Here is a 23,415-nt window from a genome sequence, read left to right on the forward strand (position 1 = left end):
GAGTTGGGTTGAGGGCGCTAGTCGCGTTGTCCACGATTCTCTATTTTTCCTGGCTACCGGGTTGCCCGGAAGGCTCGCACGCGGTTCAGCGAGGATTCCTTGCCCAGGATCACCATGGACTCAAACAATGGCGGGGAGATCCGCTTGCCGGACACGGCGGTGCGGATCGGGCCGAACGCATGGCGCGGCTTGATGCCGAGACCCTCAACCAGGGAAGACTTCAAGACGTCCTGGATCGTCTCGGCGTCCCACTGGTTCGCGGCCTCGAGCGCGGCCAGGCCGGCATCCAGGACTTCGGCGGTGTTCTCCGGCAGACCCTTCAATGCGTCTGCGGCAGGCTCGATGGCCGAGTCCTCGGTGAAGAGGAACTCGAGCATGTCCGGGGCCTCGCCCAGCAGGGTGATGCGTTCCTGGACCAGTGGTGCGGCCTCGGAAAGGATCTCGTTCTGGCGATCGGTAAGCTGCTCCCCCACCAAGCCATGGGCCTGCAGGTAAGGAACCAAGCGAGCGCGGAAGTCTTCCGGCTCAAGCATGCGCACGTGGGTGCCGTTGATGGCCTCGGCCTTCTTGATGTCGAAGCGTGCCGGATTGGAGAGCACGTCGTGGACGTCAAAGGCCTCGATGAGCTGGTCCCGGGTGAAGATGTCTTCATCTGCGCTCAGGGACCAGCCAAGCAGGGAAAGGTAGTTCAGCAGGCCCTCGGGGATGAAGCCGCGGTCCCGGTGAAGGAAGAGGCTCGATTCGGGGTCGCGCTTCGAAAGCTTCTTGTTTCCCTGACCCATCACATAAGGCAAGTGGCCAAAGAGCGGCATGTACTTCGCAACATCGATGGCAATCAATGCGCGGTACAAGGCAATCTGGCGCGGGGTCGAGGAGAGCAGGTCCTCGCCGCGCAGCACGTGGGTGATGCCCATCAGCGCGTCGTCAACCGGGTTCACCAGCGTGTAGAGCGGCTGGCCGTTGGCACGCACCACCACGAAGTCCGGAACGGATCCGGCCTTGAAGGTGATTTCCCCGCGGACCAGGTCGGTGAAGGTCAGGTCCTCATCCGGCATGCGCACGCGCAACACCGGCTCGCGACCTTCGGCACGGTAGGCGGCGATCTGCTCTTCGCTGAGGTCGCGGTCGTAGCCGTCGTAGCCCAGCTTCGGGTCCCGGCCGGCAGCCTTGTGGCGATCTTCCACTTCTTCGGGGGTGGAGAAGGATTCGTAGACATGCCCGCCGGCACGGAGCTTGGCTATGACGTCCTGATAGATGTCCCCGCGCTGGGACTGGCGGTACGGTTCGTGCGGCCCGCCGACATTGACGCCCTCATCCCACGTGATCCCCAGCCAATCCAAGGCGTCAAGCAATTGGTGGTAGCTTTCCTCGGAGTCGCGCTTGGCGTCGGTGTCTTCGATACGGAAGATCATCTTTCCGCCGGTGTGGCGTGCATAGGCCCAGTTGAACAGGGCGGTGCGAATCAGGCCTACGTGCGGTGTGCCGGTCGGAGACGGGCAGAAGCGTACGCGGACGGGGGTTTCATCGGTCACGGTGGGAATGAGGGATACATCAGTCATGATGTGACCATTCTATGTCCCCGCGCCTGGTCAACCGGCAAGCGCACTGCTCACGCACGCGGTCGGAGCTGGTTAAAGTCAGTTGGCCCCGGAAACCGGGGCCAACAAAGAAGAGAAGAAACGAGAAGTCTAGCGACGGAACGGGTTGCTCAAGGTGCCGATTCCCTCGATCTCTACTTCCACACGCTGTCCCTCGGTCACCAAGCCAACTCCCGCCGGCGTGCCGGTAAGGATCACGTCGCCGGGAAGCAAGGTGAAGGCCTGGGATGCATACGCAACCAGGTCGTTGATTCCCCAGACCATTTCGGAGGTGTTGCCGTCCTGGACGACGTTCCCATCAAGGCGGGTGGTCAGTTGGGTGTCTTCGTGGTCCAGCTCGGTCTGGATCCATGGTCCCAGCGGGCAGGATCCGTCCCAACCCTTGGCGCGTGCCCATTGTCCGTCGGTCCGCTGGGCGTCGCGCGCGGTGAGGTCATTGGCGATGGTGTAGCCGAAAATCACGTCTTGGGCTTTCTCTGCGGGGACGTCTTTGCAGATCCTTCCAATGACAACCGCAAGCTCGCCCTCGTAGGAAATTTCCTCGGAGAAGCTTGGCAGGGTGATCGGGTCGCCCGACCCGACGACGGCGGTATTGGGCTTCAGGAACATCAAGGGCTCCGCAGGCACTTCGTTGCCAAGTTCGGCTGCGTGGTCGGCGTAGGTCCGTCCGAAGCACACCACCTTGGAGCGTGGAATGATCGGGGCAAGCAACCGGACATCCTCAAGCTTGTGCTTGGCTCCGGTTGGTTTGATTCCTTGGAAGAAAGGGTCACCGGAAATGACGATGACCTCGTCATCTTCCACGACGCCGTACATGGGGTCACTGTCAACGACAAAACGAGCAATACGCATGGTTTATAGCTTAGTGGTTTCGTTGGGGCCGGTTGCGCGTTTGGGTTTCGATCCCTTGACTCCGTCTTCTTCGGATGGATCCGTGTCTGGCAGGTCCGCTGGATCCGCGTCCGGATACCCGTCTGGATTTGTCGACTGCCAGCGCCAATTATCGGCCACCATTTCCTCCAATCCGCGCTCGGCCTTCCAGCCGATTTCCTCGCGGGCTAGCGTGGGATCTGCATAGTATTCTGCAAGGTCGCCGGGACGACGATCGACGAGCTCGAAAGGAATGTCTCGTCCCGATGCGCGTTCAAAGGCATGCAGGACTTCCATGACTGAGCTGCCGTGGCCGGTGCCTATGTTCCAGGCGTGGGCTCCTGAATGGTCAATGCAGTATTCGAGTGCAGCAAGGTGCGCGGCGGCCAGGTCCACGACGTGGATGTAGTCCCGGACTCCTGTGCCGTCGGGTGTCGCGTAGTCGTTGCCGAATATGCGCAGGACCGGCCTGCGACCAACGGCAACCTGGGAAATGAAGGGCATCAGGTTATTGGGAATACCGGTTGGGTCTTCCCCGATCCGCCCTGACTCGTGTGCGCCCACGGGATTGAAGTATCTGAGGCGGGCAATATGCCATTTGTCACTCGAGCCTGCAACATCCTCGAGCATTTGCTCCACGTGCATCTTGGTCCGGCCGTACGGGTTGACGGCGTCCAGCTTCAAGTCTTCGCGGTATTTCACGACCCCGGCGTCACCGTAGACGGTCGCTGACGAACTGAACACCAGCGTGTGCACGTCGTGGGAATCCATCGCTTCAAGGAGGTTCAAGGTTCCGGTGACGTTGTTGCGGTAGTACCTCAAAGGGAAATCGACAGACTCTCCAACGGCTTTCAGCCCCGCAAAATGGATGACGGCATCGGGCTTCAGCTCGGCAAAGACGTCATCCAACTGCCTTTGGTCCAACAGATCGCCGACGTGTAGCCGTGCCTCGCGCCCGGTGATTTCAGCAACTCGATTCAAGGCCTCGGGAGAAGAATTGCTCAAGTTGTCGAAGACGTGGACCTCGTGCCCCTCTTCCAGAAGAAGCAAGACCGTGTGGGATCCAATGTAGCCGGCACCGCCGGTGACCAAAATGCGCATGTAACTCATTCTATGGAACATTGCCCTGCACACCCGACTTAAACGGCGGTGGGGGCGGGATTCTTTTCGATTCCCTCCCCCACCACGCACGCATTTCGCCTAGGCGAGTTGTTCCAGCCAACCGTGGCGGTCTTCGACGGCACCAGTCTGGATGCCCAGCAGTTCCTCTCGCAGGGCCATGGTCACTTCGCCTGTCGGCGCGTCCGGATCACCGATGTGCTCCTCGCCGTTCTTCAACACACCAATCGGTGTGATGACGGCGGCGGTTCCGCAGGCAAAGACTTCCTGGATGTCGCCGCTGGCAATGCCTTCGCGCCATTCACCCAGGGTGATGGTGCGTTCCTCAACCTCCAGGCCGCGGTCCGTGGCGAGTTGGATGATGGAAGAACGTGTGATGCCCTCAAGGATGGTTCCGGTCAGGCGCGGGGTGACGAGCTTGCCGCCCTTCATGACGAAGAAGACGTTCATCCCCCCGAGCTCTTCCACGGCCTCGTCGTTGAACGGGTCCAGGAACAGCACCTGCTTGCAGCCGTTTTGTTCGGCCTCGAGCTGGGCTACGAGGGAAGCGGCGTAGTTGCCGCCGCACTTGGCGGCGCCGGTTCCACCGCGTCCTGCGCGGGCGTAGTTGTGCGACACCCAGATACCCACCGGCTTCAGTTCGCCGCCGAAGTAGTTGCCGGCGGGAGAAGCGATTACGCGGTAGGAAACCTTCCGAGCGGCGCGAACACCCAGGAAAGCTTCTGTGGCAATCATGAAGGGACGAAGGTAGAGAGCTTCGCCGTCACCGCTTGGGACCCACTCGACGTCTGCCGTGACCAGTCGGCGCAACGACTCTACGAACGCTTCTTCGTCCAGCTGCGGAAGGGCCAAACGCTCGGCGGATCGATTCAGGCGGGCTGCGTTTGCGTGCGGACGGAACGTCCACACGCTTCCGTCCGCATGGCGGTAGGCCTTCAGGCCTTCGAAGATTTCCTGGCCGTAGTGCAGAACCGAAGCCGCAGGATCCATGGCAATGGGACCGTAGGGCTCGATGCGCGCGTTGCTCCAGGTGCCCTCCGGACCTTCTCCGTCGGCCGACCAGTCGATGACCGCGGTGTGGTCAGTGAAGAAATCCCCAAAACCTGGGTTCGCCAAAATGTTGGCGCGTTCCTGATCGCTTTTACGGTGAGTTGAGAGATCTTCAATGAATTCCATGATGCCGTCAGGCTTCCTCTTCGACAGGGTGTTGCGGTGGCAAGCCAGCAAGAGCTTGCCACCCTAAGAATTGGTTCCTAAATGAACCTAGTCACCAGCTTAAGCCAGTGCGGCAACGATTGCATCGCCGATCTCGGCCGTGGTGCGCGGATCGGTCATCTCGTCGCGCGAAGCAATGTCGCTTTCCACTGCTTCCTCAACCCGGCGGGCCGCATCGGGAAGACCGACGTGGTCCAGCAGGAGGGCTGCCGAAAGGATTGCCGCGGTCGGGTCGGCCTTTTGCTGACCGGCGATGTCCGGGGCCGAGCCGTGAACCGGTTCGAACATCGATGGCGCGGTGCGGTCCATGTTGATGTTCCCGGATGCGGCCAGGCCAATGCCGCCGGTGATGGCGCCGGCCTGGTCGGTGAGGATGTCGCCAAAGAGGTTGTCGGTGACGATGACGTCAAAGCGCGAGGGGTTGGTCGTCATGAAGATCGTTGCGGCATCGACGTGCAGGTAATCGTGTGTGACATCCGGGAATTCGGAAGCGACTGCCTCAACGGTCCGGCGCCACAGGTGGCCGGCAAACACCAGCACGTTGTGCTTGTGGACCAGCGTCACATGCTTGCGGGTACGCTCATTGGCACGGCGGAAAGCGTCGCGCACAACTCGCTCGACACCGTGGGCAGTGTTGATGGACACTTCGGTGGCAATTTCGTGCGGCGTGCCCACGCGCAAGGCGCCGCCGTTACCGACGTATGGCCCCTCAGTGCCTTCGCGAACGACGATGAAGTCGATTTCACCGGGGTTTGCCAACGGGCTAGGTACTCCTGGGTACAGCTTGGAGGGCCGCAGGTTCACGAAGTGATCCAGGCTGAAGCGCAGCTTAAGGAGCATTTCGCGCTCGATCAACCCCGACGGAATACGGGTATCCCCCGGGGCCGCACCGACAGCACCGAAGAGGATGGCGTCATGGCCACGGAGCGCAGTGAGCGTCTCCTCCGGAAGGGTCTCCCCCGTCTCCAGCCAGTGCTCGGCACCGAGCTTGTAGTCGGTCAGCACCAACTGCACGCCCGATTCTTCGGTTGCCTTCTTCAAGACCTTTACGGCTTCGGCAATTACTTCAGGACCAATGCCATCACCTGGAATGACGGCAATATTCAAGGATTCGCTCATGCCTACGAGTTTATCGACTCGTATCACTATGTGAGCAACCCATCTCATATTGTGAACCGGGGCTTTGATTCCGCTTCAAATCTCATGCCTTGGCATGACGAATGCCCTGCTTCAACACCGTAGGCTAATCAAGGAAGAACCAGCCCCGTTGCCGACGCAGGAACCAATGACGCCACACCGCAGCCTAGATAAGTGGATTCGCGAGAATCCACACAAGGTCGACCTCATCCTTGGCCTCGGGATATGGCTCATATTCGGACTTCTCGCTGGAATCATGCTTGGAATTTCGGGGAACGGCTGGCAATTGGCCATCCTGGGCTCCGTGCAAACGCTTCCCTTGATTTGGCGACGCCGGCATCCTGGCCTGGCCGCCGGAATCATTGTCCTCGCCCACCTCATCCAAGTTGCAGTCACTGACGAGTTGTTGCCTTCCCAAATTGCCGTGCCTATTACGGTGTATTCGTTGGCCGCCTTTGGAAGACGCTGGCAGTCATTCGCGGGGCTCGCCGCGGGTTTCGTGGGCGCTCTTCTTGCCAGCATTCGAGTAGGGGCTTGGTCCGCAGGCAGTTCACCGGAAGGTGCGGTGCGCAATTTTATCGGGCTTGGCCTCCTGATCTTGGTGGCCTGGACCTTTGGGGATTTGGCCAGGACCCGACGGTTGGCGTTGCAGACGCTCGAGGACCGTGCCCGGAGGCTCGAAATCGAGCGGGAGCAGGAACGCGCCTTGGCCGCCGCCGACGAACGCAGCCACATTGCGCGGGAGATGCACGATATCGTTGCCCATTCACTGTCGGTGATCATCACCCAGTCCGATGGTGCGCGCTATGCAAGTGAACACGATCCGGAGATCGCCCGGGAAACCCTCGCCACGATTTCGCAGACGGGGCGAAGCTCGCTGCGCGAGATGCGCCGGCTGCTGGGCGTGCTGCGCAGCGATGAAGAGGCTTCAACCCGGCCCCTTCCCGCGCTCGTCGATGTTCCCGAATTGCTGGATGCCACGCGCATGAGTGGCTTGGCCATCAATTTCGTTCAGGAAGGCACCGCTCGGCGTGAGCTTCCAGCAGGTGCCGAGCTCACCATGTACCGGGCCATGCAGGAAGCCCTGACCAATGTCCTGAAGCATGCCGGACCCGAAGCAGTGGCCCGTGTGAGACTGCGTTGGGACAATCGGGGACTCCAGCTGCTGGTTTCGGACAACGGGCGCGGAGCCGGCGCCCTAGGCAGCTCCGATTCGGGACAGGGCCTCCGGGGAATGGGCGAGCGCGTTGCCCTCTACGAGGGTGACGTCGAGGCAGGGCCCGCACCCGGCGGAGGCTTCCGCGTTTCCGTATTCATCCCTTACACCGAGGATTAGAACTTTTGCCAAAAGAAAACCCCATCCGCGTCGCACTGGTCGACGACCAGCTCCTGGTCCGCAGCGGCTTTAGGATGCTTATCAATTCCCAGGCGGACCTCGAAGTGGTGGCGGAAGCATCCAACGGCCGCGAGGCCATCGCTTCCCCGGCATTGGCAGCGGCTGATGTCATTCTCATGGACGTTCGCATGCCTGAAATGAATGGCATCGAGACAACCGAGCACTTGCTTGCAAGACAATCCAAAGAAGCTCCCGACCCCAAGGTCATTGTCCTGACGACATTTGATCTTGACGAGTACGCGCTGGCCGCCATCCAGGCCGGCGCCAGCGGCTTCTTGCTCAAGGACGCTCCCCCCGAAGAACTCCTTGAATCCATCCGTACCGTCCACCGCGGGGATGCCGTGATAGCACCGTCCACCACCCGTCGCCTTCTTGACCATGTAGCGCCGATGCTAAGACGTTCCGCCCTTCCGGACAGCGCCCACGTCGTGTCGGTGCAGTCACTGACGAGAAGAGAGCGCGAAGTCTTTGAACTGATTGCCCTGGGCCGGTCCAATCCGGAAATTGCCGGGGAACTGTTTCTTTCCGAAGCGACGGTCAAGACGCATGTGGGGCACATCCTGGCCAAGCTCAACGCACGGGATCGAGTGCAAGCGGTCGTCATCGCTTACGAGACCGGAGTAGTTTGTCCGTGACCTCGGCAGTGGCCTGATCAGAAGATGGATGCACGCCGGTTTCGTTCACTGTGCTTAGGGCTGCATTTCCTCTCAAGTGCGATTAGCGTTCGATCAAACTCGCAGCTTGGCGCAGCTCGTCCTCGTTCGGATCCCATGAGTCGAACTCTGCAGCCCCGTCACCTATACCAAATAGCTTTTCGATCGCTGCGATGCTTCGCTCGGCGGCACGTCCGTCACCGTACGGATTTGCCGACGTTGCCATGGCCGTGTAGAGGCTCTCATCGTTGAGTATCGCTCGTGTTTCACGAACAATGTCTTCCGTGACAGTCCCCACCAGTTTCACCGTTCCGGCCACGATGCCTTCGGGCCGTTCAGTGTTCGAGCGCATGACTAATACTGGTATTCCCAAACTTGGTGCCTCTTCTTGGACGCCCCCAGAGTCCGTCAAAACTGCGGTCGACAAATTTAACAATTTCGTAAATTCCGCATAGTTCAAGGGAGCCGTGACAGTGACGTTAATCAAACCCTCGATTTCGGGAATGATCCTATCGCGCACCTCGGGGTTCAGGTGCAGCGGCAGCACGAATTCAGTTTGGGGCTCAGCTCGAGCAATTTCCGAAATGGCGCGAGCAATTCCGCTCATCTTCTCACCATGGTTTTCGCGACGATGCGTGGTCACGGTGACGATGCGCCTGCCCGAGTGTTCCAGGCGATTTAGGCGTTCGTCAGAGAATGCGACCTTACGCTCAAGTGTCATAAAAAGCGCATCGATTACTGTATTTCCGGTTACAACGATTGTACTTTCTTCAATCGCTTCTCGCAGTAGATTTCGCTTATTAAACATTGTTGGTGCCAAGTGTAGGACGGCCAACTGACTTGCGAGCTTTCGATTTGCCTCTTCTGGAAAAGGAGATAACAGGTTATAGCTTCTCAAACCAGCTTCAGCATGAATAACGGGAATTCCCCGATAGAAGGCAGCAATTGCACCTGCGACCGCGCTCGTGGTGTCGCCTTGTACAACAACCGCATCCGGCTGGCAGTCGTCAAAGACGACATCCAGCCCGTCAATGATACGAGACACCAACTTGTTGAGGGTCTGCTTACGGGCAAAGACGTTGAGGTCATAGTCGGGATTAATACCGAACAAATCGTTAACTTGATCCAGCATTTCACGATGTTGCCCCGTAACGGCTACTGCGCAATCCAATACGGATGATGTGCGGGCCGCTTCAATGATCGGGGCGAGCTTGATTGCCTCCGGCCGCGTACCAAAAATGGCCAGTAACTTCTTCTTTTTCACGAGCTTAGACATCCAATTCGCGCCACAGTCCACGCGTGTCGATGACACGCTTTGTTGCAAGTTCCCGCCGGGAGATAACCCGAAATTGGTCATGATCAACCAGCAAGACCACGAGCTCTTCACTCGCAAGTATGGATTCCAGCGATTCTAGTGAGAGGTTTGTATTACGACAAAGGTTCTCGGGCAGGCTTGTAACGAACGGCTCGACAATCCGGATTTTCAATTCTGGAAAATCGGTCGCAAGTTGCTGAACGATTTGAACTGACGGCGACTCCCGCAAATCATCAACATTTGCTTTGAAAGCCAATCCAAGTATTGCCACACTTTCAAGAGCGCCGGATTTGATCTCCCGTCCAATACGGTCAATCACGAACTGAGGTTTGGAGTCGTTGACATGTCGCGCGGCCCGGATCAGCTGCGTATTGGCAGGCGCCGACGAAACCAAGAACCATGGATCAACTGCTATGCAATGACCGCCAACACCTGGCCCGGGCTGAAGGATGTTTACTCGCGGATGCTTGTTGGCTAAATCAATCACTCCCCAGACATCCACCCCCAAATCCTCGGCGAGCATTGAAAGTTCGTTGGCGAAGGCAATATTGACATCACGGAAGGAGTTTTCAGCCAGTTTGGTGAGTTCGGCAGTCTTTGCGTCGGTCAAGTGGATAGCGCCCGAGCAAAATCCTTGGTAAATCGCTGCCGCTTTTTCAGCGTCCTCAGGCGTCAGGCCACCTACAATGCGGTCGTTCGTCCTTATCTCATCCAGCATCCGACCGGGAATAACTCGTTCTGGGCAGTGCGCGAACGACAGATCACCGTCTACTAGATCCTCGCGGAACGAATAAATGATGTCCGCCAAGGATTCTGTGGTGCCAACAGGCGATGTGCTTTCCAGAATCACGAGAGCGCCAGCTTGAATGGACTTGGCGATCTCTAGAGCGGCCGCCCGGATGTAAGTCGTATCTGGTGAATTGGCTGCATCGATAGGCGTCGGCACCGCAATGATGTAGGTCGCTGCCGGCACGAGCTGGTTGGAAACCGTCAGATTTCCTGCACTGAATGCAGCATTCAGAGCATCCTGAAGCCCGGGTTCTTCGAAAGTCGCTTCGCCGGCCTCTAATCGTTCAACCACGGACTCGTTGACGTCAACACCGTGAACTTGTGTCCCGCTTGTTGCAAGAACGATCGATGTGGGAAGCCCGATATAACCCAGCCCCACAACACAGACATCGATTACAGACATTTAGATGCTACTTTCATTTTCAATTCATATTCTCGGACCTGTGATAATACTGGTCAAAGAGGCAGAAGCCGTGCAATCTCGATTATGATTTCGACTGACCGGTCAACTGGTCATACAGATCTGAGATGTTTGCCGCATTTCGTGCCCAAGTGCGAGTGCACAGTATCTTCTCTCGTCCAGCTGACCCCATACGTTCTCTCAAGCTCGCATCATTCAATAGTAGTCGAAGCTTAAGCACGAGATCCGTCTGGTCTTCCGGTATGAAGTAGAAGCCATCTTCCCCGTCCGTCACAATTTCGCGCAAGGCTGGCAAATCCGAAACAACGACCGGAACTTCGTAGGCAAGCGCCTCGACTGGCTTTAGGGGTGTGACAACCCTGGTCACCGCCAGGTCGCGCCGCGGTACAACGAATACATCAAGTGACCGGTGATATTTGCGTGCCAAGGACTTCTCTACTCTTCCGGGGAAGATCGAACGGTCCGCTACACCCAAATCCTTGGCCAGTGACATCAAGGCATCACGCTCGGTACCGTCGCCAACGATGAGCAGCCTTAGGTTCTTGATTTCATCAGCCAGCTCCGCGAATGAACGAACCAATAGGTCAAGTCCTTCATAGCCGACAAGACTGGAGACGGTACCCACATATAGGTGGCTGTCGTTCAAACCCAGCTCACGTCGGCATTCGGACTTCTGGGGCAAACTGGAGATATATTCTTCTCCTACAGCATTTGGGCAGACAAGGATCTTAGAAGTATCGACACCAGCTTCAACGAGTTCCTGTTTCATAGCTTCACCAAGGGTGATCACAGCACTTGCAGCTTTCGCCACCTCAGCTTCGGATTCTTTGAAGTGACGGTACTTGAATGACTCTGGACTTCGTTCGGAACATGCAGACAACCATGTATCTGCGAGTTGTCCGCGAACCTCATAAATCCAAGGCAGACCAGATTCGGCGGCGACGGTACCGACGGAAATACCATTTACGAATTCGGTAGTGGTGTGAAGAATGGAAGGTGATTGGAGTCGGACTGCGTCCCGAAGCATACTAGTCTGTAGTGTGACCCGCCCTAATTGAGATGCGGGCAATCGTTTTGGCAGCAACCGGCGATATTCTATGTTGTCGACTTTACTCACGTCGCTGATAGGAAGTTGTCCCACATTCCAGGGATAACCGATCCGAGAATATGCAAGAATTTCCCACCCTGTTTCATGAATTGACGACAAGACGCTATGAGTGCGTTGTGTATAACCGCTGTTGGTGAATGGAAGTGAATTAGTTACCAGGTGCAGTGCGGCTCTTCGAGAATTTTGCTGCGTACCACCTGATTTCAATCCCGAATAAACTCCGGTCAACACTTCCATTTCCGCAGCAATTAGACGTTCCAACCGGCGGCCTTTTCCTCCAGCTCGGCGAACTTCGTAAATTGCCTGTTCATGTTCTCCCAAAAAAAATAGAGCACGGGCGCGCGCAACATGTCCACGACCCGATTCATCTGACTCGATAATTTTCAGTGACAGTTGTGGAGAGCCCTTGAGCAAGTAGATGGCGCTCAACGTTCGTAGGCGAGCATTAGATTTTGGAACTAGTTTCGAGTCCAACAAAGCTTCTAACAAGCTACTCAACTTCATGAAGCCGGCAGCCGATGACAAACGCCGCGAAACCATCAATGCAAAATGCGCTGGCTCTTCGAGGAGCCCGTTAACGGCAATGTACGCCAAAGCGCGAAGACCAGACAATTGTTGAGTTCGCATTATTTGCGCCCTTCTCGAAGATTGCTCAGGTGTTCACTAAGCAAAAGGTGATAGTCTAGGGCCAGCGATTCAAGATCATATTTGGACTTGAAGGCTTCCAAAGCTTCCCGATCGAATTTCCAGCCTTTGATTTCATTACTTAACTCTCCAAGGGTCCGTGAGATTCCTAAAACATCTCCGCCAACGCTAGTGCCAAGTCGATACTCAGAAATTAGGTCTGCGGCTTCCCCTCTCACTAGGCCGGTGATATGACATCCATAGCCCGCCAATTCGAAGAGTTTTGATGGCACGGTGTATTCGAAGCTTTCCCAATCGTCGCGCAAAGAAACTAGACAGGTGTCCGCCCAGTCGTACCACTCGAGAACGCCCTCGGACTTCACCGATGGAACAAAGATCCCACTCAGCCCAAGTTCAGTTGCCCGATTTTGCAATCTTGAGAGGGCAGATCCTCTGCCCACGATGCGTAGGTCCAGCCACTCTTGGGATACGGCAGCGATGTCGAGAACATGCTCCAACCCTTGGCTTTCACCGAGATTACCGAGGTATAGGACCCGCAATTTCGAATCGCAATTCGATTGATGCGATTTCATACGAGGCAATGACGCGAAGCTATACCCGTTCGAGACTGTGCTTACTGTTTCAATGCCATCGTCAACAAGTCGTTTTGCATGTCCGGGTGTAACTGCGACGACGAGTGAGGCTGACGATTGAATACCTCGTATCACCCAGACGCTCACCCGTTCGGCAAGCTTCCATCTGATAATTCCCGATTCTTCAAGTAGCTCAGGCCATGCATCACGCATTTCGACGACTAAGGGAACTCTCCTCAATTTCGATACGATATACCCCGCAATTAGCGTCGGCAGTGCAGGCACGGTCACCACAACAAGATCCGGGCGAAGAGCCACCAATGACTTGGGCACCATGAAAAGCACCATAGCAAAGTGCGCCAATACTTTTGTAGACCATCGGCTGGCATTCATCTTGAACGGAAAAGTCAGTAACCTGAACCGCCCAGGGCCAACTTCGACATCCAAATGACTAAACGGATGCCAAGCCCGGCGACCATAGCGATTTGGCGCCACGACATCTACGTCAACGCCTTCGTTGAGAAATGTCTCAACGAAGGCATACCAGCGGCGTTGGGGTGGCGAAACTTCGGGCCCGAAAGAATGTGTCAGCAATTGGATACGCATCGCTGCCCCACTTCCTTCTCCACCGAGTCGTTCAATGAATTTCCCTCAGTCTGTTTGAATCATGTCGAAAATTACTTCGGCGGCCTGCTCGCCGCCATCAATATCTTGAATTGCTTTGTGATGCTGGCGATTTCTGGACATGGCAATGGGCGACCCATCATAGCTGCCGTTAACGAGTTGCGTTATGCCATTTCGAATATCCGCACTGGTTGAAGCCATAATGCAGAAAGGAAGATCGCTGGCTCCCCTAGCTCTCGCGATTTGGTCATCAGTCGAAGCTAATTCATTCGGAATGATCAACGACGGAATATTCCAACGCACAATTTCATGGACGCTGTTGTAGCCAGCAGCCGACACGACGAAATCAAAAGCAGCCAAATACGGTGACAAAGGATATCGACGCAGAATTCGAACGCCGTCGACGTCAAACTTTTCTGTGCTCAATGGTGAAATCGCCAATACTGGAACTATGCGATTTTGGCCCAGCGCAGAAATGTCCGCCAGAACTTGGCTTCGTACATCAGCGATGTCGTTAATGTTTCCGGCCCCCAATTGAATTAATGCATAACGGGAACCAGCATCAAGACCAAGTGCCGACAACGACTCCTCGCGGCTATATGGCGCTCCAGTTGGAAGGTAGACAATACCATTTACCCCGGTTGAATTGCCATTGCCTTTCAACGGGCCATCTTCGTAGCCGCATCCTACGTCCCACGGAGAGATGATTCCGTCCGAGCGGGCTTCCATGCGAATCAATTGGTCGGCGCGTGCTTCCTTTTTCCACAACCCACGACGGAGCCAAATTAGTCGCGTGCCTTGGAAGCGATCCAGGGCCCCCTCAAGTCCGCGGTAGACCCACGTACCATCGAAAACGACAGCATCGAAATGGTTGCGCTTCAGCACGCTCATCATGAGTTGATAAAAGTGGTTGTTCCACAGTCGAGCTGGTTGCCCAGTTTTGGCCGCACTCTGGAAGTAGAGATACTCGAATCCTTGATCGCCAACCACGGCTGCGGAACTCGACAATGTTATGAATGACGAATGAAATTGATCCCTGCCGGCAGTGGCGATGGCTAGGCACCTAGTGATATGTCCCATTCCCGCGCCATTACTGGTTACAAATAGGACGTTAGGCGTATCGCTCGACAACTGCTTGAACGTGAAATTCTTGACGTTCCCGTCAGCCAACGCCAAATACGAAAACTTTGCGCGCAACCTGTCGATACCATATCGCAAGTTGCGCGCAAGGCCCCGAAATGAGATCAACCTCATAAATAGGCTTTCTCTTCTTTAGAATCAGACCGCATTTTCATTTTCGTTCTGTGAGTATTCTGCGATGCGTCCTAAGAGTGCCTCAACACCATAGCGCTTCGCGATGAACTTGCGAGCCTTTTCGGACTGGGCTGTGTAGATTGCTGGATTGCTCCAGTGTCGTTGGACCACTTCCGCGACCTGTCCCGGCTGCGCGTACACGGCACCCTCACCGAAAGTGGACTCCATGTATTCAGGAAGAATGACAACCTTGCCGGCAGCCATGGCTTCCGCAGCAGACATACCGAAGGATTCCGTCAACTTGTCATCATGGAAATACGCCCAGAAGTCCACATCGTCCAAGAAGTCTACGACTTCCAGCGCACCAAATTCGTGGATCTGCACGCCATCAGTGACGTCCACCCCTAGCTTTTTATGAAGTTCCTTGGCGCCACCAAGAATCTGAGTGTCAAAAGAATCAGATACGTATGCCGCGCGGAAGGCTTCCGCGGTGCTGGGCCATTTCAGGGCGTGGTCACGAGAGTGACGCCCAAGAACTGGCTTCTTGTCAAAACCAGGGTTGGGGACGCTGTCACTGGTAATTACACCAGGCCACGTACCATCAACCAGACGACTCTTCGGTACCAATGTCACTGAAAGCTTACGCGTCAGTTCTGATTCTCCGACCACATGGGTGGTGGTATCGAACAACCGATCCATGTTCTGTATGCACGCATCCAGATCAAAGACCATGCCGGTGCCGTCTTTATTTACCGGTGGATTATTGACGATTAACAACGCCTGATCAACGGTGATCTTTGAATCAGCACGATCCAAGAAGGTAACCACAGTAGGGTGTCGGACAATCATGACTTTCGCATGTGCCACATCCGCTAGGCCCAATTGCTGCACGGCACCGGTCGCCTGCATAGCGAGCAATCCCTCGCTGATCGGTGTGGATGGCTTATTCAGAGGCGATTCGAGCTGGATGAATCCAACCCGCTTACCAGCAAGGGCAACAGCTTTCATCTCTGAAAGTGTCAACGTGGTGGTGCCACCGGGGAATCGGAAGTCCGTCACGTAGACAACGTCATAGGTTCCCAGATCTGCACCTCGTTTTCCGGCTTCCATGGTTGTTGGGACAACGTACTCACGTTCTGATCCGCGCCGCAGTCCCACAGGATTTTCCTTGTGCTGCCCGTGCCACTTCGTGTAGCTGGCGAGGTACAGCAGACGCGATGGATCGACGAAACCGCGACTCATTTCACCGGCGGTCAGCGAACCCTCGCGTGTCCGTGTAAACGACATTGGGACCTCGCCGACAGACTGGACCGTCTTTCCGAAACGCGTCACAATACGGTCGCGGAACTCTGCATCGGCACCGCGATTGACCGTATCCCACGAACCAATCTCATCAAACAGTCCGCGTCGAACCATCAACGAAGAGAAATTCGGTTGTGCAAACTGCGGGTTGTTGTTGATCCGCAAGAACTTAAGTTCATCGGTCGAACGAGCATGCAAGGACATATTGCCCGGAATTTCGGGATTGCCTTGCAGGTGCTCCACCTGGATGGCGATCTTATCCGGGTGTGACCAATCGTCATCATCGTGCACAGTGATGTACTCACCCTGCGCGATCGTCAGTGCGGCGTTCCGGGCACAGTATGCGCCAAGGTTCTGCTTCTGGCGAAGCACCTTGATCTTCGGGCTCATGCCTTCCGCGTCGAGCAAGGACTGCTCATACTCTTCACCCGAGCAGTCATCCACTACGATGATTTCCAAGTTTTGCCATGACTGCTCCAAAAGAGACGTCAAAGCAGTCTTCAGCAGTTCGCCTCCGCGGAACGACGGTACAAGAACCGAAACCATCGGTCCGTCGATCTTCTTGATTGAAGCACTTCGGAGGCGATCCAAGGGTGCCAGCGAGGTGTCCTGATGGAGCTCAACTTTCGCGAAGCCCTTCGCCTGGAACAGCCCGTTGAGCTCGTCCACCCAGCGTTCAGTAATGTCACCGTCAACGTAGCCCACGGAGTTCAAGCGCAGGAGCTCCGCTTGGATCGGGAACTTGTTCTTGAGTCCGAAGCGCTTAATCGCGTCCCGCTGTTTCTTTAATTCGCCGGTCTCAGTCAGCACCTCCACGTAGACCAAACGGTCATTGCGCCCGAGAGCCTTGATCCCGAAGTAGCGTTCGATCAAGGCGAATAATCGAACCGAATCTTCCATGTCGCTTTCCAACGCTCGCTGGTTGGCAGCCAAGCGGGCCAATGTGAGCAACATTTCGACGTCCCAGTTACGAACGATCTCAAGCCTGGCTCGATCGATCATTCCAATATCAGCAACAGCCAACAGCTCACGAAGCTCGTGGTACCGGTAGGCGCCCCCAGTGGCTGCTAGCGCGATGGAGTCACGGACCCGAACGCTCTTCGAGCGCAGAGCAAATGTTTCCATGTGGGGACGAATATGCGGCATCCGCCTCGCCCATTCAAAATCTAGGCCCAGGCGTGGAGCATTCACCGAAACCTTCGGCTGCACGCCCTCAGAAGCGCCTGCTCCCGTGACGTACACGGGAGCAAAGCCTTCCAGGGATACGCTATTCACTTTGGAGTCAAGCCTTTTCAGCTGACGCCAAGTTTGCCGGCTGAAAAGTAAAACCAGCACACAGGTAGCCGCCAATGCTATACCTAGGCCCAAAACAGCTAACGCAAGGATGTCAAAAGCGCCACCGATCATGCCGACGACAATTCCAAACAAGCCAACGGCCAGAGCCATCAGCTGCCAAGGCTGAAAACCGCGAAGTTTCTTTTTCATCTGTTGTTTCAATCCTCGCTACAGACGAACAGCGTTCCCGTTGGTGGAAACACCCCGGGTATCAAAGAAGGCCTGGCTGGCTTCAGCCATCGCATCAGGGTCGTAGCCGACGTGGTTCTGCAACAGGACGACGACGTCAGCATTCTTGATTGCCTCGTCAAGGGACTCGACGCGCGTGAAAGTCTGGTCAGAGACTTGCCATTCCGCAATCTTCGGATCGTGGAAGGAAATGTCGGCACCGCGCTCCAAGAAGACCTCGGCAACCGGTATCGCCGGCGAGTGACGCTGGTCAGCGATGTTCTGCTTATAGGTAACGCCTAGCAAAAGTACCTTTGAACCATTTAGCGCTTTGGCGCTTTGGTTGAGGACTTCCTGGACGCGATCAACGACATAGCGCGGCATTGAGTTGTTGATTTCTTCCGCCAATTCAACGAATCGGAAGGGGTAGCCTAATGACTTGCGTACCGAGTAGCTGAGGTAGTTCGGGTCAATCGGGATGCAGTGTCCACCAACACCCGGCCCAGGGTAGAAAGCTTGGAAACCAAAAGGCTTGGTCTTCGCTGCGTCAATAACGTCCCAGAGGTCAATATCCATCTCGTTACAGAACTTGGACATTTCATTGACCAACGCGATGTTGATGTGCCGATAGGTGTTTTCCAGAAGCTTCGCCGTCTCGGCCTCCTTGGCGCCTTTGGCACGAACCACGGTGTCGATGAACTGACTGTAGAACGCAAATGCCCGGTCGCCAGATACTTCGGAGATCCCGCCCACGACTTTCGGCGTGTTTTTCAAGCCGTATACAAGGTTGCCTGGGTCGATCCGCTCAGGCGAAAAGGCAAGGAAAAGATCTTCGTCGAGCTTAGCCCCATTCTCCGTGAGAATCGGGAGGCAGACCTCCTCGGTGGTTCCCGGGTACGTCGTTGACTCCAGGATGACCAAGGTCTCTCCGGACAGATTGTCACGGATGGTCTTGGTCGCACCAATAACAGCACCCAGGTCAGGGCTACCAGCATCGCCCAGAGGTGTCGGCACGCAGATCACCACGACGTCGGCATCCGAAATCACGGCTGGGTCGTTGCTCGCGCGGTAACCCTTCGAGATCAAGTCGGACAATTCGGCATCGGAAATATCATCCACGTGGGAAATACCCCGGTTAAGGTTCTCCACTGTGGTCGGATTCAGTTCCAGCCCAGTAACCTGAAGTCCAGCGTGGGTTGCCCCTTGAGACAGCGGCAGACCAACATATCCTTGGCCGACAATGACGAGTTTCTGCATATTGGCTTTTCTCTCTGGTTGTGTTTCGATCTTGGCCAAGTTCTCCGAGATGGTGCCGCGGGACAGCAAGTTGCGTCAATATTGCTGCATATGGACCGTGCGCCCGCAGATTCCAATCCCAAAAAAGGACCTTACCCATCGTAACGTATCTTGATTTATTGCTTTTCGGCTTGCGGCAAGTTACTTCGGCGTAATCAGGACGCGAGCAGGAATATAAGAAATTGGCACTTCGTTTATTCTTGCTCTTCGTACCGAGGGAAAACCGGTGCCGGCGGCGGCAACAAGGTGCCGGGCACTAATGCCTTACCGTAGTTCTCGAAACTGCGGGCCACTCCCGCATTAACAGAAAGTAAATCGAGCATGGCAGGCATGGAGTGCGGTAGAACAGGTTGCAGCAGGATGGCAACCTGCCTCACCACCTCGATCGTGACGTACAGAACAGTCTCCATACGTGCCGGATCGCTCTTCTTTAGCTTCCACGGTTCCTGCTCAGCGAAGTAGGCGTTGGCGTCGCCCAGAACATTCCAGATGGCTTCCAAAGCGCGGCTGAACTCCTGGCGTGAGTATGCGCTCTGGTTGATTTCCAACAAGTTTGCCGCAGCTTCCAGGATTCTCTCGTCTGCTTCGTGCAACTCCCCGGGGGTGGGCACTAGTCCATCGCAATTCTTGGCGACCATGGACAGCGAGCGCTGGGCGAGGTTTCCGAAATTGTTTGCCAGATCGCCGTTGATCCGGGCCACGATGGTTTCGTGGTTATAGCTCCCATCGGCGCCAAAAGGTACCTCACGCAGGAAAAAGTAGCGCACCTGATCCAGCCCGTAGCGGTTAACGAAGTCGTCGGGCGAAACTGTGTTGCCCAAGGATTTCGACATCTTCACACCGTTGTTGTGCAAGAATCCGTGAATCATTACGCGCTTGGGAAGCGTCAACTTTGCCGACATCAAGAAGGCCGGCCAATAGATCGCATGGAACCGCGAAATATCCTTGCCGATGATATGCACATCGGCTGGCCAGTACTTCTGGAATGATTCGGATTCAATATCCGGGAATCCGGAACCGGTCAAGTAGTTTGTCAGTGCATCGACCCAGACGTACATGACGTGCTTGTCATTTCCTGGAACGGGAATTCCCCAGTCGAAGGTCGTCCGTGAGATCGACAGGTCTGTCAGTCCGCCCTCAACGAACCGGATAACCTCGTTGAAACGCGAACGCGGCGCACCGAAATCAGGATTATCTCTGTAGTGGTCCAATAGCTTGCCCTGGTATTTCGATAGTCGGAAGAAATAGGACTCTTCCTCGGTCCAGGTCACTTCGGTGTCCGTCTCGATCGCATAGCGGATCCCGTCGGCACGTACTTCGGTACGGTCTTCGGTGTGGAAAGCCTCGTCCCGGACCGAGTACCAGCCAGCGTACTTGTCAAGGTAGATATCGCCGTTCGCTTCCATTCGCTGCCATAGGGCATGCGCCGCAGCATGGTGGTCCACGTCAGTGGTGCGGATGAAGCGGTCGTAACTCGTACCCAGCTCGTCGTTCATCGCTTGGAAGGCATCAGAGTTCCGCTGGGCCAATTGAGCCGGGGTGACGCCTTCCTTTTCAGCAGTCTGCATCATCTTCTGACCGTGTTCGTCCGTACCGGTCATGAAGAACACGTCATATCCGTCCAAACGCTTAAAACGGGCCAAGGCGTCCGTGGCTACGACCTCGTAGGCATGCCCGATGTGCGGGGTCCCGTTCGGGTAGGAGATCGCAGTGGTGATGTAAAAAGGTATCTGGTGGGAAGTCACGATACAAATTTACCTTATGCGGTGTAGTGAATTCGGGATCCCGGGGCTCCCGTCCGTCACATCAGCTGTTCCAGGTACTTCCAGAATGACCCTCGCAGAGTCCTGCGTATCGACTGCTGGTCGGTTTTCCATTCCCCCAAGACTTGGGCGCAGTCCTTAAGTAACGTGCGGTCGATTTCCGTCGGTAACTGAGGCCTGTCTGCCATCAATTCCAAGACTTCACCCTGGGTGGTGCTGGCCAACCACGATTGGGCCACCTTGGCACCGATCTCCTCGGCCACCAAAAGTTCTTTTTGCTCGTAGGCGGTATGTCCTTGATACCCCGAACGTTCTACGGTGCTCGAGTAGACCACCTCGGAATGCCCCTCCGCGTGGTCCAACCTCGATGGCTGGAGTTTCTGGGCCATAACCGCCGGGGTCGGCATGACCAGCTTTGCAACTGGGGTAGGACGTTTCGCAGTGCCCGCGCTGGCTATCGCAGCAGACTGTTCCGCATGGTCGCGATCCCATTCGAGCACTCTGGTGAAGGAACTATCCAGCAGATGGTCAGGTAGCGTCTCGATCGCGTCGGCAGTCAGCGCCAAGTTTTCAGCCACCGAGGCAACGCCGAGCCGACTCCCCTCCCGGCTGATCCCTAGCAAGATCACTTTCATGCCCAAGTCCTGGGCCTCCTCGACCGCCTCCGTCAGATCATCATCCCCGGAAATCAGGTAGGCCACGGATGCAGCACCGTTGCGGGCCACCCCAACCAAATCTAGGGCCAAGCGGAGATCCACGCCTTTTTGCTCTCCGTTATAGGAGATACGGCCCAAACGAACCTTGACGCCCGGGATCAAACCAATGCGCTTGTGCTGTTCGGCAAATAGTCCGTCCTTGGATGCGTCATACCAATAGACGCGCAAGTTGTTCAGCCCGGTGTTCTTCTTGACTGTCTGGACTATTCCCCTGATCAGCGACTCATAATGCGTAGTGAATGCGGACCGCAGTGTTGTGCCGGCAGCCCGGTGTCCACCTAATGATAGTAAAAACCCTGCGTCGACAAATATCGCTGTTTGATTCATCATATGGCGATCATACCGATGGCACCGTCTTCGACTCAGGACGCCGTTCCGCCGTATATGCCTGAGAAGGTCGAGACATGAATGGGTGGTCGTAGCGGTGAGGTCGGCCCCACTCGCAAAGCGATTCGTATCCGCCGAAAGCGCTGTGCTTACTCGCTTTATCGAACAACTGCCGAATCCCAGCAGATAGCAGGAGAAGTGGTGCTGGACTTGATGATCGAGAGATTCTCGCATCGTGCAAAGTAGCACTGCTGCGATCTCCATAGTGTCGGTTCGAAGCGGTAGAGCAAAAAGGTCTTGCCTCACTAACCTAGAAGCTTCAGCCGTGAACGCGAACGGCAAGCACTATTAGACCGGCGAATAGGGCATCCGCGTCAGACCTGCGCTATTCCTGAGGCTTTAGACCAGTGCCTTCTGAGATTGAGCGGATGCGCCTCGGCACGACCCTGCGGTGCGCTCACCCATCCAATACGCCAATTCATGTGAAGTGAAACTGAAACTCCACGGCAATCCAACCTTCCGGGTGTCGCCATAAGGCTCTAAGAGCAGCCCCTTGCTTCACCTAGCAGCGGGTTTGTTGTAACCATTGTCCCAGCCATACCACGACAAACGCGCGCCTAGTACGGTCTTATTCGGCAGCAAGGGATAGCCGTTCCAACATCTTGATATAAGACGCATCCACATAGTGAAATGGCGCGGGACCCCACCTGTGCCCTTGAGTTCGAGAAATTGCATCAGCGTGGTGGGCGGCTACAACATTGATGCCCTTCCGCCACGCGAGATCAAGGTATCTTTCAGATTTCCTATTGAACGATTCGGCCTTTGCACTTTGGCCGTTGTGATCGCTCCCAAATTCATCCTCGATCGCCCATGGGGTCGCATTAAGGAAAGTCTTGTTCTGCAATTCGAGCCTGGCCAAGACCTTAAGGAACTCATCTAGGCTTCTTTCCCACAATGCGTAATGATCGTCTTCACCAAAACGGAACTGCCTACCAAATGGACCTGAGTGAAGGCCTTGGGCAACATGGTCGCGAGATTGCGTAACCATGCCACCACTTGTCACTGGTCGAACCCCAAGTCGCTCGTCACACAGGTCCCAGAAGATCATTTCGGGCTCCGCTCTACTTATAGCAAAGCGGAGATTCCCTTCAATATCTCCTTGCGTCATTGTCCGCTGAAAATTCGATCGAATGGACGATAGGTCAAATTCGCCCAAATTTGCGGGGCGAAAGGCCGAAATCAACGACTGACGTGCGACGTACCCGGCCAGTTCGAAGCCAAAATCATTGAACCAAGGTTCCGAGTCCCTCGTCACACAACTGCCGTAGATAAATACTCGTTTCATGACACCTGACTCTAGTTGAACATCGCTTTGTGACGGAAATTTATTGCCATAAAGTCGAGCATGGCGCGAGAGTGCCCCGCCATTCGCATCCCCCAGGCATTCTCAACATCGAGCTGAAATTTCGTGGCCAGCATTCCCTTCCTCCGATGAGTTGGCTCAACAGCAGGAAATCTTTTACTTATCGGCGTTGCCCTGCATGCACTCAGAATCAGGTTGAATGGCCGTATCTGAAAACGGAAGTCACGAAAGTGGTAGCGCTATTACACGGACCGGGAACCGGCCCCTGGCCGTTGCTTGGTTCGAGCAAACCATCGATGAGACCATCCCTCGCCGTTGCGCCTGGAGCTCGGTCCTAGGCTGGCAGTTCGCGTGTTCTCCCCTCGTCGAAGTGATGGGTTCCGGAGGGAATTATGTTGCATTGACTCTCGGCGCGTTGGCGATCGAACC

General features: G+C 55.8%; 17 protein-coding genes. 2 read left to right on the top strand and 15 right to left on the bottom strand.

Going from position 1 to position 23,415, the window contains the following annotated elements; all coding sequences use genetic code 11:
• Positions 1-53: 53 nt before the first annotated feature.
• The 5 genes from gltX to ACIPVK_RS12665 form a co-directional block, all read right to left on the bottom strand.
• Entirely contained in the window at positions 54-1,559 is a 1,506-nt protein-coding gene (gltX, locus tag ACIPVK_RS12645) for a glutamate--tRNA ligase (RefSeq protein ID WP_407612329.1), read from the bottom strand.
• Positions 1,560-1,688: 129 nt separating this feature from the next.
• Positions 1,689-2,450 carry a fumarylacetoacetate hydrolase family protein gene (locus ACIPVK_RS12650; RefSeq protein WP_407612330.1) on the bottom strand — a complete coding sequence of 254 codons (762 nt, stop codon included), beginning with the start codon at positions 2,448-2,450 and terminating at the stop codon, positions 1,689-1,691.
• Positions 2,451-2,453: 3 nt separating this feature from the next.
• Positions 2,454-3,569, bottom strand: coding sequence for a UDP-glucose 4-epimerase GalE (gene galE, locus ACIPVK_RS12655; RefSeq protein ID WP_407612331.1), 1,116 nt, complete (start codon positions 3,567-3,569; stop codon positions 2,454-2,456).
• A 99-nt stretch (positions 3,570-3,668) separates the two neighbouring features.
• Positions 3,669-4,763, bottom strand: a complete 1,095-nt coding sequence (locus ACIPVK_RS12660) for a branched-chain amino acid aminotransferase (RefSeq protein ID WP_407612332.1) — start codon at positions 4,761-4,763, stop codon at positions 3,669-3,671.
• Positions 4,764-4,862: 99 nt separating this feature from the next.
• Entirely contained in the window at positions 4,863-5,921 is a 1,059-nt protein-coding gene (locus ACIPVK_RS12665) for a 3-isopropylmalate dehydrogenase (RefSeq protein ID WP_407612333.1), read from the bottom strand.
• Between the two features lie 166 nt (positions 5,922-6,087).
• Between ACIPVK_RS12665 and ACIPVK_RS12670 the strand changes: the two genes are divergently transcribed.
• Together ACIPVK_RS12670 and ACIPVK_RS12675 are read left to right on the top strand one after the other, a co-directional pair.
• On the top strand, positions 6,088-7,275 hold the full coding sequence (locus tag ACIPVK_RS12670) for a sensor histidine kinase (protein ID WP_407612355.1): 1,188 nt from the start codon (positions 6,088-6,090) through the stop codon (positions 7,273-7,275).
• Positions 7,276-7,280: 5 nt separating this feature from the next.
• Positions 7,281-7,970: a response regulator gene (locus tag ACIPVK_RS12675; RefSeq protein ID WP_407612334.1), complete on the top strand. Its 690-nt coding sequence runs from the start codon at positions 7,281-7,283 to the stop codon at positions 7,968-7,970.
• An 82-nt stretch (positions 7,971-8,052) separates the two neighbouring features.
• Here the strand turns inward: ACIPVK_RS12675 and wecB are convergent, their stop codons facing one another.
• The 10 genes from wecB to ACIPVK_RS12725 form a co-directional block, all read right to left on the bottom strand.
• The gene (gene wecB, locus ACIPVK_RS12680; RefSeq protein ID WP_407612335.1) at positions 8,053-9,252 is read right to left on the bottom strand and encodes a non-hydrolyzing UDP-N-acetylglucosamine 2-epimerase; all 1,200 of its coding nucleotides are present in this window, start codon (positions 9,250-9,252) and stop codon (positions 8,053-8,055) included.
• Positions 9,253-9,256: 4 nt separating this feature from the next.
• Positions 9,257-10,495, bottom strand: a complete 1,239-nt coding sequence (gene wecC / locus ACIPVK_RS12685) for a UDP-N-acetyl-D-mannosamine dehydrogenase (RefSeq protein ID WP_407612336.1) — start codon at positions 10,493-10,495, stop codon at positions 9,257-9,259.
• A gap of 82 nt (positions 10,496-10,577) precedes the next feature.
• Positions 10,578-12,248 (bottom strand): glycosyltransferase family 4 protein, encoded by a 1,671-nt coding sequence (locus ACIPVK_RS12690; protein ID WP_407612337.1) that lies wholly within the window; start codon positions 12,246-12,248, stop codon positions 10,578-10,580.
• Complete coding sequence (locus ACIPVK_RS12695; protein ID WP_407612338.1) at positions 12,248-13,444, bottom strand: glycosyltransferase family 4 protein; 1,197 nt, start codon at positions 13,442-13,444, stop codon at positions 12,248-12,250. The genes ACIPVK_RS12690 and ACIPVK_RS12695 overlap by 1 nt, the downstream gene beginning before the upstream one ends.
• A gap of 45 nt (positions 13,445-13,489) precedes the next feature.
• A complete protein-coding gene (locus tag ACIPVK_RS12700; protein ID WP_407612339.1) occupies positions 13,490-14,716 on the bottom strand; it encodes a glycosyltransferase in 1,227 nt (408 codons plus the stop codon).
• Positions 14,717-14,740: 24 nt separating this feature from the next.
• Complete coding sequence (locus tag ACIPVK_RS12705) at positions 14,741-17,503, bottom strand: glycosyltransferase (protein WP_407612340.1); 2,763 nt, start codon at positions 17,501-17,503, stop codon at positions 14,741-14,743.
• 18 nt (positions 17,504-17,521) lie between these two features.
• Positions 17,522-18,778, bottom strand: coding sequence for a nucleotide sugar dehydrogenase (locus tag ACIPVK_RS12710; protein WP_407612356.1), 1,257 nt, complete (start codon positions 18,776-18,778; stop codon positions 17,522-17,524).
• A 233-nt stretch (positions 18,779-19,011) separates the two neighbouring features.
• Complete coding sequence (metG, locus tag ACIPVK_RS12715; protein ID WP_407612357.1) at positions 19,012-20,565, bottom strand: methionine--tRNA ligase; 1,554 nt, start codon at positions 20,563-20,565, stop codon at positions 19,012-19,014.
• 53 nt (positions 20,566-20,618) lie between these two features.
• Positions 20,619-21,626 carry an NYN domain-containing protein gene (locus ACIPVK_RS12720; protein ID WP_407612341.1) on the bottom strand — a complete coding sequence of 336 codons (1,008 nt, stop codon included), beginning with the start codon at positions 21,624-21,626 and terminating at the stop codon, positions 20,619-20,621.
• 625 nt (positions 21,627-22,251) lie between these two features.
• Complete coding sequence (locus tag ACIPVK_RS12725; RefSeq protein ID WP_407612342.1) at positions 22,252-22,968, bottom strand: DUF6270 domain-containing protein; 717 nt, start codon at positions 22,966-22,968, stop codon at positions 22,252-22,254.
• Positions 22,969-23,415: the final 447 nt, after the last annotated feature.

Origin of the sequence: Paeniglutamicibacter sp. MACA_103, assembly GCF_045798555.1 — a bacterium.
Taxonomy (GTDB): domain Bacteria; phylum Actinomycetota; class Actinomycetes; order Actinomycetales; family Micrococcaceae; genus Paeniglutamicibacter.

What these genes read in the sequence shown, in the direction of transcription:
- gltX (WP_407612329.1), bottom strand. Translation starts at nt 1,559, where the DNA reads ATGACTGATGTATCCCTCATTCCCACCGTGACCGATGAAACCCCCGTC.
- ACIPVK_RS12650 (WP_407612330.1), bottom strand. Translation starts at nt 2,450, where the DNA reads ATGCGTATTGCTCGTTTTGTCGTTGACAGTGACCCCATGTACGGCGTC.
- galE (WP_407612331.1), bottom strand. Translation starts at nt 3,569, where the DNA reads ATGCGCATTTTGGTCACCGGCGGTGCCGGCTACATTGGATCCCACACG.
- ACIPVK_RS12660 (WP_407612332.1), bottom strand. Translation starts at nt 4,763, where the DNA reads ATGGAATTCATTGAAGATCTCTCAACTCACCGTAAAAGCGATCAGGAA.
- ACIPVK_RS12665 (WP_407612333.1), bottom strand. Translation starts at nt 5,921, where the DNA reads ATGAGCGAATCCTTGAATATTGCCGTCATTCCAGGTGATGGCATTGGT.
- ACIPVK_RS12670 (WP_407612355.1), top strand. Translation starts at nt 6,088, where the DNA reads ATGACGCCACACCGCAGCCTAGATAAGTGGATTCGCGAGAATCCACAC.
- wecC (WP_407612336.1), bottom strand. Translation starts at nt 10,495, where the DNA reads ATGTCTGTAATCGATGTCTGTGTTGTGGGGCTGGGTTATATCGGGCTT.
- ACIPVK_RS12690 (WP_407612337.1), bottom strand. Translation starts at nt 12,248, where the DNA reads ATGCGAACTCAACAATTGTCTGGTCTTCGCGCTTTGGCGTACATTGCC.
- ACIPVK_RS12695 (WP_407612338.1), bottom strand. Translation starts at nt 13,444, where the DNA reads ATGCGTATCCAATTGCTGACACATTCTTTCGGGCCCGAAGTTTCGCCA.
- ACIPVK_RS12700 (WP_407612339.1), bottom strand. Translation starts at nt 14,716, where the DNA reads ATGAGGTTGATCTCATTTCGGGGCCTTGCGCGCAACTTGCGATATGGT.
- ACIPVK_RS12705 (WP_407612340.1), bottom strand. Translation starts at nt 17,503, where the DNA reads ATGAAAAAGAAACTTCGCGGTTTTCAGCCTTGGCAGCTGATGGCTCTG.
- ACIPVK_RS12710 (WP_407612356.1), bottom strand. Translation starts at nt 18,778, where the DNA reads ATGCAGAAACTCGTCATTGTCGGCCAAGGATATGTTGGTCTGCCGCTG.
- ACIPVK_RS12720 (WP_407612341.1), bottom strand. Translation starts at nt 21,626, where the DNA reads ATGATGAATCAAACAGCGATATTTGTCGACGCAGGGTTTTTACTATCA.
- ACIPVK_RS12725 (WP_407612342.1), bottom strand. Translation starts at nt 22,968, where the DNA reads ATGAAACGAGTATTTATCTACGGCAGTTGTGTGACGAGGGACTCGGAA.